This is a genomic window from Secundilactobacillus pentosiphilus (assembly GCF_002217985.1).
Lineage (GTDB): Bacteria > Bacillota > Bacilli > Lactobacillales > Lactobacillaceae > Secundilactobacillus > Secundilactobacillus pentosiphilus.
Map to the genome: position 1 here is coordinate 16512 of NZ_BCMI01000012.1, position 13058 is coordinate 29569.

General features: G+C 43.8%; 6 protein-coding genes. All 6 read right to left on the minus strand.

Translation table 11 applies throughout. The annotated features are described in order from the left end of the window. Positions 1-208 precede the first annotated feature (208 nt). The 6 genes from CES81_RS07120 to CES81_RS07145 all read right to left on the minus strand — a co-directional run bounded on the left by CES81_RS07120 (position 209) and on the right by CES81_RS07145 (position 12908). Positions 209-8137, minus strand: a complete 7929-nt coding sequence (locus CES81_RS07120) for a mucin-binding protein (protein ID WP_089121237.1) — start codon at positions 8135-8137, stop codon at positions 209-211. 605 nt (positions 8138-8742) lie between these two features. Beyond that, the gene (locus tag CES81_RS07125; RefSeq protein ID WP_225356363.1) at positions 8743-8979 is read right to left on the minus strand and encodes a hypothetical protein; all 237 of its coding nucleotides are present in this window, start codon (positions 8977-8979) and stop codon (positions 8743-8745) included. A gap of 369 nt (positions 8980-9348) precedes the next feature. Next, positions 9349-10038 carry a 2,3-diphosphoglycerate-dependent phosphoglycerate mutase gene (locus CES81_RS07130; protein ID WP_089121238.1) on the minus strand — a complete coding sequence of 230 codons (690 nt, stop codon included), beginning with the start codon at positions 10036-10038 and terminating at the stop codon, positions 9349-9351. Positions 10039-10185: 147 nt separating this feature from the next. Continuing rightward, positions 10186-10797, minus strand: a complete 612-nt coding sequence (gene lepB / locus CES81_RS07135; protein WP_225356364.1) for a signal peptidase I — start codon at positions 10795-10797, stop codon at positions 10186-10188. A 37-nt stretch (positions 10798-10834) separates the two neighbouring features. Continuing rightward, entirely contained in the window at positions 10835-11914 is a 1080-nt protein-coding gene (locus CES81_RS07140) for an AI-2E family transporter (protein WP_089121240.1), read from the minus strand. A gap of 76 nt (positions 11915-11990) precedes the next feature. Continuing rightward, positions 11991-12908, minus strand: a complete 918-nt coding sequence (locus tag CES81_RS07145) for a hypothetical protein (RefSeq protein ID WP_089121241.1) — start codon at positions 12906-12908, stop codon at positions 11991-11993. Between the last annotated feature and the right edge of the window lie 150 nt (positions 12909-13058).

Below are 13058 nucleotides of genomic sequence, written 5' to 3' on the forward strand. Positions count from 1 at the left end.
AAAAGACAAAATCGGCGGTTTCAACCGGCGTCGATAAAGTAACACCAGGTAACAAACCTCCTCGGGTTCGCTAATTTCATATTCAAGGGCAACGCTCCTGGTGAGTGGCGTTGTCCTTTTTGATATCCTACTGCGATTAGTTTGATTAATGACGCCAAAAAGGAAGCCAATTCGTAACTGAATTGGCTTCCTTTGGTTTTAACAACTTTTAATGACTGTGTTTCTTACGTTTCATTTCATGCAGACCTATTGATCCCAGTAATAATTCGGATCCCAATAATGATGCGATTTCTGCACGCTGTTCATTAGTTTGTGGCATTTTATTAGCGGTGGTCTGCGCTTTATTCTGTGGTAATCGGTTCTGACTCGCTGATTTCTGAGATTGCAAAGTAACGCGGGCCTCTGATGTCGAAGCAGCTGCACCTGCACTCATGCCAGAATGAGTTTCTGAATTTGTGCCGATATTAGCCACAGCGCCACCATTAGACTGACCGCTGACTTCACTACTGATCTCCCCATGATTATCGAGACGATCAGCCTTCGAAGATCCGCGACCAGCAGTTGCATTTGATTCACTGACTGACGTTAAATCATCTTCAGCAGCGTGATTCTTCTGAGTAAGGTCGTAATACTTATCAAGCGCCACTGACGGACTATCTGATGACACTTGACCCTTAAAGTAACTATGAATTCCTGCCGCTAGTTGACCAGCCAGCATGTAATCATAGTACTGATTTCCATTTACCGATTGGCCATCAGATACCTGCCCCTTAAAGAAGGTTTGAATACCATCAGTTAATTGGCCCGGCTGCGTGTAATCATAATAATCATCCTGAGTTACTGATTGACTATTCGACAGTACTTTCTCCGCAAAGAAGCTTTGAATACCATCAGTATCTTGACCGGCTGGTGTCGTCACGTGATAGCCAATTGACTGATCCGAATTTTCGTCAGTTGGAAAGCTTACCATCCCATCTTCACCTGGTGCTGAGACGTATCCCTTAGGCAATTGCGAAGTGATATTAAAACTGTCACCAGCATTGCCATCAACGGTAGCAGTACCAACAACTTTTCCGCTGTAATCCGTAAAGTTAATCATATACTGGTTCGCACTCGGAACGTCTTTGGCAACTTGTTCCTTAGTACCGACTTCGATGCCATCTGCAGTTTGACCGGCTGGTGTAGTGACATGTACAGTCAACGGTTTGCTTGGATCTTGGCCCTTTGGCACACTTACAACCGTGCTAGTTTGGCCCGGTGTCAATACGTATCCTTCTGGCAAATTAGCCTGGAAGTCATAGTTGTCACCTGTATTGCCAGCAAAACTAGTTGTGCCTACGACGTTGCTATTGTAGTCCGTAAAGCTGATCGTGTATTGATTAGCACTTGCGACATCGTCGTCGACTTGTTCCTTGGTAACAACTTCGATACCCTCAGTATCTTGGCCAGCTGGGGTAGTGACGTTATAGCTGATTGGCTGACTTGAATCACCATCAGTTGAAAGACTTACCATACCATCCTTACCTGGCGTTGACACGTAACCCTTTGGTATTTGCGAAGTGATATTAAAACTATCACCAGGATTGCCATCGACAGTAGTTGTACCTACGACGTTACCATTGTAATCCGTAAAGTTGATTGTATATTGATTAGCACTTGCGACATCGTCGTCGACTTGTTCCTTGGTAACAACTTCGATACCGTCAGTATCCTGGCCGGCTGGTGTAGTGACATTTACGGTTAATGGTGTTTTAGGGTCTTGACCCTTTGGCACACTTACGACTGTATTTGTCTGACCTGGTGTCAATACATAACCCTTGGGTAAATTACCCTTGAGGTCATAGTTGTCACCTGCATTACCAACAAAAGTGATTTTACCAACAACATTGCCATCATAGTCCGTAAAGTTGATCGTGTACTGGTTCGCGCTTGGAACACCGTCTGTTGTCACTTTGCCGAGTTCGACACTCTCAATACGATTTAATTCAACTACATAAGTTGGCGTCTTACCATAAACGTTAAAAGTCTTAGTGGCACTAGAGAGGCCATTTTGATTCTTTTTGTTCAGTGTGTAACCTTGATTTAGTAAATTCTGTTGCGCTTCGAAAGCTGGCTGATAATCAATATTATCATCGGAAGAACCGCTTAAAGTAGTCGTCCCTAATTCTTTACCAGTTTGCTTATCTACGAAACGAACCTGAATGCTTTGCGAATCAGCTTTATAAGCAACACTTACAGTACTATCAGCTGGTTTTTCAGTTGCCGCCTGATTAGTTTCCGCAGGAACCGTATCTTGGTTTGCCGTATAACCAGCAACCGTTGGTACAGTTACTGCTTCATAGCCGTCTAGAGGTGTGTACGTTGTTACGCCGGTTGCCAAATCAGTATCCGTTGTCCAGTTGGCAGTTTGGGTAACCGCCTTTGGATTGGTGCCATTAACACCAGTAAAGTTGATTGTTCGAGTCGTCGCCCCGTTGAAATCAGCTGGCAAGACAGTTGAGTGTTGGTGCTTTACCTTAATCGTCAGTGCATTGCCATCAGCTGCTAACGTCTGATCAATCGTTTGGTCACTATCATTAACTAATTCATAGTTGGTTGGAACGTTAGCTTGCGCTTTGACTTCATCACCGACTTTACCAGCAAGCACTTGGGTCCCAACTGCAGCACCACCATTGTCTTGATCAGCATAAGTGACAGCTAAATTAGTTTGATTACCAGTATAAACAACGCTCACAGTACTATCTGCTGGTTTTTCAGTTGCTACCTGATTAGTTTCTGCAGGAACCGTATCTTGATCTGCCGTATAGCCAGTAACTGTTGGTACAATTACTGCTTCATAACCATCTAGAGGTGTGTACGTTGTTACGCCAGTTGCCAAGTCAGTATCGGTTACCCAATTGGCAGTTTGAGTAATCGCCTTTGGATTGGTGCCATTAACACCAGTAAAGTTAATTGTTCGAGTCGTCGTCCCGTTAAATTCAGCTGGCAAAACAGTTGAGTGTTGATGCTTTACCTTGATCGTCAGTGCATTGCCATCAGCCGTTAAGATCTGATCAATCGTTTGGTCACTATCATTAACTAACACATAGTTTACCGGAACGTTAGCTTGACCCTTGACTTCATCACCAACTTTACCAGTCATTGTCTGAGTACCAACTGAAATACCACCGTTATCCTGGTCTGCAAAAGTTACAGCTAGGTTTGTTTGATTACCAGTGTAAATTACATTCAGTACGCTATTCTCAGGCTTGGCAGTCGTAGGTTGGTTAGTATAAGCAGAAACCGTATCTTGGTCTGCCGTATAACCAGCAACCGTTGGTACAGTTACTGCTTCATAGCCGTCTAGAGGTGTGTATGTTGTCACGCCGGTTGCCAAATCAGTATCCGTGGTCCAGTTGGCAGTTTGAGTAACCGCTTTTGGATTAGCACCATTAACAACGCCTGTAAAGTTAATCGTTCGAGTCGTGGTCCCGTTGAAATCAGCTGGCAAAACAGTTGAGTGTTGATGCTTTACCTTGATTGTCAGTGCATTTCCATCAGCCGTTAAGGTCTGGTCAATCGTTTGGTCATTATCACTAACTAATTCATAGTTGGTTGGAACGTTAGCTTGTCCCTTGACTTCATCACCGACTTTTCCAGCAAGCACTTGTGTACCAACAACGGCTTCACCCTTATCTTGATCAACAAAGGTGACCGTCAGGTTAGTTTGATTGCCAGTGTAACTGACATTCACCGCAGTACTCTCAGGTTTAACAGTTGTCGCCTGATTAGTTTCTGCAGGAACTGTATCTTGATTTGCTGTATAGCCCGCAACTGTTGGTGCAGAGACAGCGGCATAGTCATTCTTAGGCGTGTACGTTGTCACACCCGTTACTAAATCAGTGTCCGTGGTCCAGTTGACAGTTTGGATGACCGATTTAGGATTGGTGCCGTGAACGCCGCTAAAGTTAATTGTTCGAGTCGTCGTACCATCGAAACCAGCTGGCAAAGCAGTTGAATGTTGATGCTTTACCTTAATCGTCAGTGCATTACCATCAGCCGTTAAAGTCTGGTCAATCGTTTGGTCATTATCACTAACCAATTCGTAGTTGTCTGGAACGTTAGCTTGTGCCTTGACTTCATCACCAACTTTACCAGCAAGCACTTGCGTCCCAACTGCTGCACCATCATCGTCTTGATCAGCATAAGTGACGGTTAAACTGGTTGCTTTCCCTTTGTAGGTTACGGTTACAGTCCTATTCGTAGGCTTTGCAGTCGTCGATTGATTAGTAACAGCAGGAACTGTATCTTGATCTGCCGTATAGCCATCAACTGCTGGTACATCAAATGCAGCATAGCCATCCTTAGACGTATAAGTTGTCACGCCCGTTGCTAAATCAGTATCCGTTGTCCAAGTGGCAGTTTGAGTAACCGCCTTTGGATTGTTGCCGTTAACACCCGTAAAGTTAATCGTTCGAGTTGTAGTCCCATTGAAATCAGCTGGCAAGGTAGTTGAGTGTTGGTGCTTTACCTTGATCGTTAGTGAATTATCGCCACTAGTCAGCGTCTGATCAATTGTTTTGTCGTTCTCATTAACCAATACAGAGTGTGCCGGAACAGTGGTTTTCTCCTGAACTTTATCACCAACTTTACCGGTAATGGTTTGCGTACCGACAACGGCTTCGCTCTTATCTTGATCAACAAAAGTGATGGTCAGGTTTGTTTGATTACCAGTGTAGTTGACATTCACTGCAGTACTCTCAGGTTTAACAGTTGTCGCCTGATTAGTTTCTGCAGGAACCGTATCTTGGTCTGCCGCATAGCCAGCAACCGTTGGTGCAGAAACCGCGGCATAGTTATTCTTAGACGTGTAAGTAGTCACGCCCGTTACTAAGTCGGTATCTGCAGTCCAAGTGGCCGTTTGAGTAACTGGATTAGGATTGGTGCCATTAACACCTGTAAAGTTAATCGTTCGAGTCGTAGTCCCGTTGAAATCGGCTGGCAAAGCAGTTGAATGTTGGTGCTTCACCTTGATCGTTAGTGAATTATCACCACTAGTTAACGTCTGACCGACTGTTTTGTCGTTCTCGTTAACTAATACATAGTTTGTTGGAACAGCGGTTTGCGCCTGAACTTTATCACCAACTTTGCCGGTAATGATTTGGGTACCGATCACCGCTTCACCCTTTTCTTGACTAACAAAGGTGATGGTCAGGCTAGTTGGATTACCAGTATAAGTGACATCCGTTTTATCCGGATTCTTTGGCGTCGTCACCGTGATTGAGCCATTTGGATTAACAACGCCAGTCAGTGTTGCCCGGTTTGGCGTATAGCCGTCAACGGACGGCGTCGGAATATTAACGGTTTGACCGGTTCTTCCGTCAATTCCAGTAATCGTCTTAGAGCCTTGGCTAGTTGTAATTACAACCATTCCATTACCTTCATTGGGCGTGTAAACAACGTTAATGTTCGTGCCGATAAACTTACCGTTTACAAAGTTTTCACTGGTTGGAACTGGCGTTGGAATCGTAATTTGCGACTGGATTGGCGTATAACCTTCAATCGTTTGTGCTGTTATTATTGACCCAGGTACCTGTTCGACCTTAGTAACGGCACTATACGGCACTGGCGTAACTGACCCATCAGTATTTTGCAATACCGGTGTCAACGTCATCAGAGCAGTTGTATTTTCAATTTTGTTCAGGTAAACAACGTAGTTTGGCGTGGCATGATCATCGCGGTCAAAGTTCTGCTCAGCTGCTGCTAAGCCGTTTTTAGCTACGTTTAAAGTATAGCCTTGGCTGAGTAGCGCCTGCTGTCTTTGAAAGGCCGGTTGGTAATTAACAACGCCATCTGAAACACCCGTTAATTCAACGTTGTCTAAGCTCTTCCCATTTTGATCCTTGAACTGAACGTTGATTTTCTGATCATTTGCCCTGTAGTGAAGGGTCACAACGCTTTGACCATTAAGAGAAGCCACCGTGAGTCGAACCGGATTATCGGTAGTGGTAGCCTTGTAGCCAGCATCGTAGGTGTAACCAGGAATTGACGCCGGTGTGACAGCTATCATGCCCTTGGCCAATCCGGTAATCTCACCATCAGGTATGATTGCCGTACCATTTTGATCAACAAACTGTTCCTTAATTTTATTAGCAGCGTATTGAACAATATAGGTGTTGCCATCGGTGCCGTTGATTGGCGGAATATCGGTGGCAGCAATCCAGTTGCCCTTGCCCTTTATCGTGTAACCAGACGTATAGCCGTCCGCTGGGCGAATGGAAATTGGTGATAGGCCAGCCGAAAGTTTAATATTTTGATTTCTAGCATCCTTGATTGGTGTTTTTCCTGGAAGCGATACGCCGATCTCGGGTGTTACCGCAACAATATTACCAACTGACGATTGCGTCACTTGGGGAACATCTTGGGCTGGGGTACTTTCAGTTTTAGGCACTTGATAAGCATCGATGGTCCGTGTCACTGACGGGCGCTGTGTATAGTAAACGTTAATCGTGTTGTAGTGGCCCTTAGATGCGTTGGTAAGCATCTGGGTGTTAACAACATCCATCGAATTCTTTTGGTAATGACCAGTAACGTCCGTCCCGACTGCGCCCAGAAAAGTGTAGCCAGGAATCACCGGTGCGCCATAACTTGCGGTCTTACCTGAAGTCGTTTCGGTAACTTCCAGCGTATTCCCAACGCTAGCGTTAATCGTAGTTGTTTTTTGGCTTGAAATCTGTTCGCCGGTATCATTGTTAATATAATTAACCGTGACAGTCTGGGGAACCTTTTCAAAACTATATGAGTTAATACGGCCCTGAATTAAGCCGCCCGGAATCGTTGCGCCACCACGATAGTGAACTTGATCTGCACCAGTTCCACCCATTGCACCAAATAGCGCAATGGAGGTTGCACTTGGTAATTCAGTGTTATCAGTCACAACTTTTCCTAACGGATTTTGCATGGCTGTATCGGTAGTATCATAGACAGCTACCGAAAGCGTACCGCTAACCTTATTGTCAAAATCAGCGATGTCACTGTTTGGCAGCCATTGAATATCAAAAAGCACGTCTAATTTCGGACCCGCCTGGTTAGGATCCGCTGGTGCATCGGGCAGACCAATCGTTGCGTAGGGGCTGTCTTGATATATATCCGGTTTCGTTCCGATCAGAAGTTGTGCTATTTTACCCAATAAATCATCTGGGCCCGCCTGCTGTACATATTGAGCATTGATGCTTTGATCATCATCAAGCGTCAGTGGATTAAACCCGCCACCAGACGTTCCTATGGACGTCGTATGATTATCAGTCTGCCGAATCGTTAAGGTACCAGGTTTTGTATCATGGTCGTCAGGTTGTTCACTTGTATACCCATCAAAGCCTAAGAAGGTCGTATTAGGCTGACCTTGAATCCCAATATCGACTGAAGCATCACTTGTCTTACTGATACCGGCAGCTTGAGGGTTTACTGGTTGCAAAATAACACCTAGTCCGCCACCAGGGTTGTCCTTACTCATATACCACTCACCCTGAACATCAAAACGAGAAGTTGTATCAATTTGGTTTTTAAATGAGTAAGAAGCAGCAACAGCGTTTTCATCATCCACTAGTTTGACCCACTGCTTATTATCAGCATCTTGATAAACTTTGCCGTAGTCACCCGTACTATCGATAGCAACGTGTTTAGAACTGTCATTTTGACCACCTTGGCCAACAAAGTTATCGTTAACACTCGTTGGAATCTTGTTATTCGTAACGGCCGCCTGATTGGCGCCGGTAGCGACTGATGGCTTAGTTGATGAAACGTTGCCCTTATCATCGATATACTGACCGTCTAATTGATTAATTGTCTTTACTGAAGACGTTGATGTATCTGTAGTCGCTTGGTTTGAGACGGCTGGAGTTGCCTGATACCCTTGTGCATTACTGGAAGCCTGTGCATCACTATGCGTACGTACTTGACCTGAGTCAGTACTGATAGCAGTAGTCGAGGGCGCCACTGCAGTGCTCGTTTGAGTTGCCGCGTGCACGTCTTGGCTTAAAAACATCCATGAGCCAAGCGTAACCATAGAAACGCTGGCATATAAAAATCGCTTACCTGCTTTATACATCTTATAATGTCTGGTCTCGTTACATTTCATAACTTGATTTCGATTCTTCAAATTCTGCTTTCTCCTTACGTTAGTTTTCAATCATTAACTTGCTAAAATTTCGTTTAAATTCCGTTTGACTAATACTAAATTAATCCTGCTTTATATTCTTCAACTAACAATTAAGAAAGTATGAATGAGGCATTCAGGCACTCGTTCAATAACATCTGAAGTTATTGAACGCCAATACCACTGATTAACAGTAGCTACTTGACAGCTATAGTAAGTGTCATGAAAGTGTCATAGTTCGCATTATAGTCCATATGTAACATTATTCATAGACTTATCAACATTATTTTCAAAAAAGTCAGTAAAACAGTTAATGACGTTAAACGCCCTTAACCGTTTTAAACGTCAAATTGTAATTTATATTCTCTGATATGTTTTTTTATTCATGAAAATACCAATCAGTTTTTGAAAATAGCAGTCTACTATCGCCACGAAACAAACTTTAATAGCATAGTAGACATTCATATTAATGCAATGGTCCCTGCTGGATTGTTTTTTCCCAATTAGTCATTCAGTGACTGGCAGCCACATGACGTCACTTTTTCCCCCAAAAACGTCAAAAGACCCCCGAATTCGCTATGGCGAATTCAGGGGTCTTGGGATCAATACTAAGCAACTGTATTGTGATCATTCAAAACATGCTGAAACGAAACCAGGTCCTTGCTGGGATTAGCTTTAAATAACCCTTTGATGTGAGTATTTTCATCCGAAACGATGACAAGATACTCACCCTCAACTTCTTTAGAACGTTCAAAGGTTTCGTACTCACCCTTGAACCCATTTTTCCTAAAAAGACCAATGATTTTTAACATTTCTTTTTGACTAACTTCGGTTTCGTTATCCAATTCTTTCTTGCTCCTGTTCAATTACTTATTTTAATCGTTACCATCATTTTCTAGTGTTGCCAGGTTTAGCACAGAAAAATGATCACCCACGGGACAGACGAACCGCCCGTTAGTGACCATTATTTTTGTTTTGATTTTGTTTGTAGGGCAGCATAGCTGAAACGTGTTCCAGCAGGCAAGGAGCTATGTGTAAGGCGATATTGGCATAAATCCAAAACCAGGATTTTTGTTTCCTGCCACATAGCCAAAACGTGTTCCGTAGACCAGACCGCTGCATGTAAGGCACTTACAACACAAATCCAAAACCGGGATTTATGTCGCAAGTACCTTACACTCCGCGGTCTAAACGGTCTACTCCACACTCTTACTCTAACCTAACTTACTCTTCCCCAACACATTCAACTTCTCATCGAAGTCATAGATAACTGGTTGGCCCGTCTTCATTTCCAAGTTGATGATATCTTCATCTGAGATACCTTCAATGTACTTGCTCAAGGCACGCAATGAGTTACCGTGGGCCGCAATGATGACGTTCTTGCCATCTAACAACTTAGGTGCCACTTCATCTTCCCAGAAAGGCATAACCCGTTCGAGAGTCACCTTTAAGTTTTCACCACCAGGTACGATGTTAGGGTCCAAGTTAGCGTAACGACGATCGTTAACAGCTGAACCTTCATCATCAGCCTTCAGCAATGGTGGCAAAACATCGTATGAACGACGCCAGATGTGAACTTGTTCGTCACCGAACTTCTTAGCTGCTTCAGCCTTGTTTTGGCCTTGCAAAGCGCCGTAGTGACGTTCGTTCAAACGCCACGTCTTCTTTTCTGGAATCCAGAGTTGATCTGAGTATTCCAAAGCGTAATGCAACGTCTTGATGGCACGAGTTAACACAGAAGTGTAAGCATAATCGAATTGAATGCCTGCTTCCTTAAGCAACTTACCAGCGTTGATAGCTTGCTTAACACCTTCATCACTAAGGTCAACGTCAACCCAACCAGTAAATTGGTTAGATAAGTTCCATTCACTTTGACCGTGGCGGATCAATACTAATTTAGCCATTAGTTAAATACCTCTTTCTTCTTTTAATTACCAAACCATTTTACACCAAATCAGTTGTAATTTCAGTACCAATTCGCGTTTCCCATCAGGAAAACGGGTTCAATCCCGAAAAAGATCGAACCCGCTGAAGATGAATCAGTTTTTAAATTAATTTTGGTAATTATTGATGACCTTGTGGTTACTCTTCCAAACGCCGATCTTCACCACACCCACCAGCTTACTCTTCGGCACGAATCCATACATCCGGCTATCCTCCGAGACGCTCCGGTGATCACCCATGACGAAGTAGCAGTTCTTGGGCACCTTATTGATCCGGTTATTGCCAATGGCCATGCTCCACTTGTTGCTCCAGTCGTTTTGACGGGCAGCAGAGACTAGGTTAAAGCCGTTTTGATAACCAGTAACCGTGCCAGCTTGCTGCTGATACTTAGAAATGTAGTTTTGCGCTTGATACTTGCCATTAACGTAGAGCTTTCCCGTTTTACTGTAACGGATCGAATCTCCTGGCATGCCGATGACACGCTTAACGTAATTTTCCTTCGGCGCGGCGTTGGCATCTACCCCGCCAGCATCAAATACGATGACTGAATAGCGCTTTACCGGCGCCGTTTTAACCGCCACCACGTGCTGGCCATTCTTTAAATTCGGCTCCATTGACGCCCCAGAAACGTTAACTGGTACCAGCCAAAAGAAACGAATTCCCAGCGCCAATAATAGTCCAATAGCAACTGGTATTATCCACGAAAGTGCTTTTTTCAAAATAAACCCTCCAATTTGTTAGTGAACAGCTGCTCTGTTAGTCATCTGACTTCCAGCGTTTCCGTTGTTCTTTAATTTTCTTTGTTAACTCTTTAGGCGCAACGTATAAGCCGTGTGCCTTCTTGACACCCAGAATGTCCAAAAAGAAAGTGAAAATCGGGACACTGACGATCAGCCCCCAGATCCCCCACATTGCTTCACCTGCCAATAATACCACGAAAGTATAGAAAATCGGCAATTCAGTTTTGCTTGACATCAGCTTAGGATTTAAGACGTAAGCTTCCATAGCGTGAACGACTACCAGCAAAACTAAGATCGTAATAACGTCTCTGGTACCGCCAACTGCGTAGCCCAAAATACTTAACGGAATGGCTGAAATGATGACCCCGGCGACGGGCACCAAGCTTAAAATAAAGATCATGATGGCGACTGCCAGCAATTGCGGAATATGCAAGAATGCCAAAACAATCGTTGTTACCGCCGTATTGAACAGCGCGATTAAGAATTGTGCTTCCAAAACGACCCCAAAGGTATCAGCAAACTTGTGGCCAAAGTAAGAAATATCCTGGAAGAACCAGCCGTATTCACTGCTTAAAAACAGTCGGGAGAAGGACTCCATGGGCTTCAATTCAATGGTGTAAAAAAAGCTTAGAATCATGGAAAGAACGATTGTGACCCCAAACGAGCCAATACTAGTAATGTAGTCGACAATGACTTTTAAGCTGCCCCTTACTTGTGGCAGGAGGTTAGATTTGGCTAACCAATCCGATATTAATTTAACCGTTTGGTTAGTATCGTTTGCTGAATCTTGATAGAAATTATAGATTGACTGAACACTTGATACCACCTGCGCCGTAATTTTAGGAATATAGATGGTAATGGCAAAATACAGGCCTACGATCAACAATGTATAAACCACAATCACGATGAGCTGATAAGGTATCCGTGCACGGCGCTGCAAGGCCCTGATCAGCCTAATGATTAAGAACGTAAAGATAAAGGTCAGCAAGATCTTACTCATTTCCGATCTGACCAGCCAAAGAAACCCAATCAAAATGCCCAAAACGACCCAGCGTCTTAGGATGACATTATTAACAAACCGTTGATATAAGCTCATAGCGTCTCTTCCTCTCACAGGTACGTAAATAGCCCTTGCAGCCACTTCTAATCGTGGTCAAACAAGGACCATTTTGTTACTTAAAGGTCTTTTGTGCGTATGATTTAAACGAGACCCCCGCCTTATTAGCGGCAATCAAACCGTTTCTAATATCTTGATCTGAAAAACTGCCTGATGATACACCAATTGACGATAAGGTTTTGCGGGCACTGGCAATCTGACCAGCCGTGATGGCTTTACCGTTGATCTCAGTTTGAGATTTTTTAACGGTAAACTCATTGGACCCCTTATAGTTCTTGGCAGCTTGCTTTTCACTATCCGTTAAGCCCGAAGTAATGCCGTGGCTAGCTGCAGAACTATCGCTGTTTGCTGAACTGTCAGAACTTGCAGAAGGCATGCTACTGCTTGAATCAACAGTACCATCTCCGTCATGATTAATGGCTTTATTGTTCGCACTGCGCAGTTCTACTGCTTTATTGTAAATGTCGGTATAATAAGGTTCCTTGGCTTCAGCATCCTTAAAAATACGGTCCAAAGTTGAGTTGGAAGCCTCATAAGACTGCCCCTGATTTTGAGTTAACGCCTGGTCATAGACACCTTGGAAGGTCTCTGCTTTAAGCTGAACCGTTTTTAACACTTTAAGCGCTGTTTTAGCTCGGTTGCTTAAAGTTGAAAGCGCCGGTTTAGCGTTCTTAACTTTCATATAATCGGACTTTGCGGCATTAAACTCATGATCGGACATTGCCGATTCGGCTGACACAAAGTTTTGTGTTTGGGTCAAATAACCCTGCGCCTGTTTATCATTGGTGCGGTGGCGCAATGCGTCTTGGAAAGATGACTCAGCAATTGAATAGTTTTTCTTGTTGACCGCCTTCTTACCGGTCGTCATTGCCGCTGTATAAGCTTTCTGTGTAATATGATGACTGGTAAAGGTGACCCCGCCGACGATGGCAACGATCACAACAACCACAATGGTCCAGATCCACTTTTTCACTGTAATTCCTCCTACTTTAGGTATCATATTCATCATTATAACATGTTGCCAATCCTTACGGCAGTTGCGTTTCATAAGATTATCCAATGCGAAGATCATCCCAGCTTGACGGTTAAGCGTATAATTAACGTTGAAAGACATTATTGCATA

What these genes read in the sequence shown, in the direction of transcription:
- CES81_RS07140 (WP_089121240.1), bottom strand. Translation starts at nt 11,914, where the DNA reads ATGAGCTTATATCAACGGTTTGTTAATAATGTCATCCTAAGACGCTGG.
- CES81_RS07130 (WP_089121238.1), bottom strand. Translation starts at nt 10,038, where the DNA reads ATGGCTAAATTAGTATTGATCCGCCACGGTCAAAGTGAATGGAACTTA.